This is a genomic window from Candidatus Cloacimonadota bacterium, assembly GCA_034661015.1.
Taxonomy (GTDB): Bacteria; Cloacimonadota; Cloacimonadia; order JGIOTU-2; family JGIOTU-2; genus JAYEKN01.
On the sequence record JAYEKN010000003.1, the window covers coordinates 1 to 1326 of the forward strand.

Here is a 1326-nt window from a genome sequence, read left to right on the forward strand (position 1 = left end):
TTCCAATAGCTTTCTCGGAATTCGGCAAACGTTCTCGCGGTCTGGTTAACCGTTTTGTTGGGCATTTCGCTGTTTTTGTTTTGAAAAATCAAACTTACATTTTAACTTATTAAGCCAACTATATGGAATGATTTTATCATACTGTAGCCTTCCTACCAAAATTCCTGGAGACAAATCAATTGTTTCTGCAAATGCTAATACCGCTGCATGTGATATCTTTTTGTTTGATAAAAACACCGATAGTTTTTTTGGGGGAATTAGCATATTCGAAGCAAATGCATCCGCTTCTATTTCTTGTTTTGAAGTACGATCCCCATTATTATCAATAAACACTTTCGTTTTACCATGTAAAATAATATGAGCCGCTTCATGAAAAAAGCTAAACCAAAAATGTTCTTCCATTTTATATTTTAGGCTCAAAACAATCATGGCTTTATTAGAATTAATCCATTTAGTGGCACCACTGATATGTGTTTTTGGTAGTTCTGGAACAAATACAAGCGCAACCCCAGAATTCTTACATAGCTCGACCATTTTTTTGTGAAAATATGGTGCGTGCTCTTTGGTCAAACAACGAATTTCTTTCAAGGCTTCTTTAAATGTTTTTTTATCAAATGGCGAGCAAGATATGTGCTCAGCATATTTTTCTCCAATTCTCAACCAAGTTGCAACTGATTCAGGTTTAGCTTTAAAGGTTGGAGATTTTCTATAAACAACATTAGGTGATAGATAAAAATCATTCCATGCAGATATGCTTCCAACTCCAAAAAATGAAAGCAAGTCAGAAAGATTATCAACTATATTTGTTCGTTTTGGAAGAATGCCGTAATCAATGAGCTGCTTTATGGGAAATTTTTTAAGCCAATCTTTTTCTGCAATTAGTTTCAGTTTATCAGCTTCTCTTGCCAAATGAAGTTCATAGTCTGTATTTAAATTAATCCACAATGATGCCGAATTACCTAAAGCCCTTTCAAATTTAATAGCCATTTCAGGAGTGATAGCTGATTTGCCATTAACAATTTGACTTACTGTTTTATTGGAAATCCCACATTTCTCCGCAAATAAGGTTTTTTTTATGCATCTGGCCTCAAGGGTTTCATCAAGAATTTCACCTGGATGAATTGCATAATCGGGATAGAATTGATTTGTTTCTATATTAGCCATGATAATCACCAATCCATGTAATGGTTATTTTTGTAATTTCATTCAAGTCAATCCCAGCGTCTTCTTTTCTTGGGATAGATTCATGATTTGGTTCAAAAACAATTCTCCACTGATTCTTAATGATAACAGCAAATTGTCCATCTCTGTCAGCCGTGAGTTGAT

1 protein-coding gene is annotated in these 1326 nt (G+C 34.2%); it reads right to left on the reverse strand.

From position 1 onward, the window contains the following. Positions 1-45: 45 nt before the first annotated feature. Positions 46-1164 carry a HigA family addiction module antitoxin gene (locus U9P79_00035; GenBank protein ID MEA2103022.1) on the reverse strand — a complete coding sequence of 373 codons (1119 nt, stop codon included), beginning with the start codon at positions 1162-1164 and terminating at the stop codon, positions 46-48. Between the last annotated feature and the right edge of the window lie 162 nt (positions 1165-1326).

Bases quoted from the DNA above. Each gene is read 5' to 3' on its own strand.
- U9P79_00035 (MEA2103022.1), bottom strand. From the start codon at position 1,164: ATGGCTAATATAGAAACAAATCAATTCTATCCCGATTATGCAATTCAT.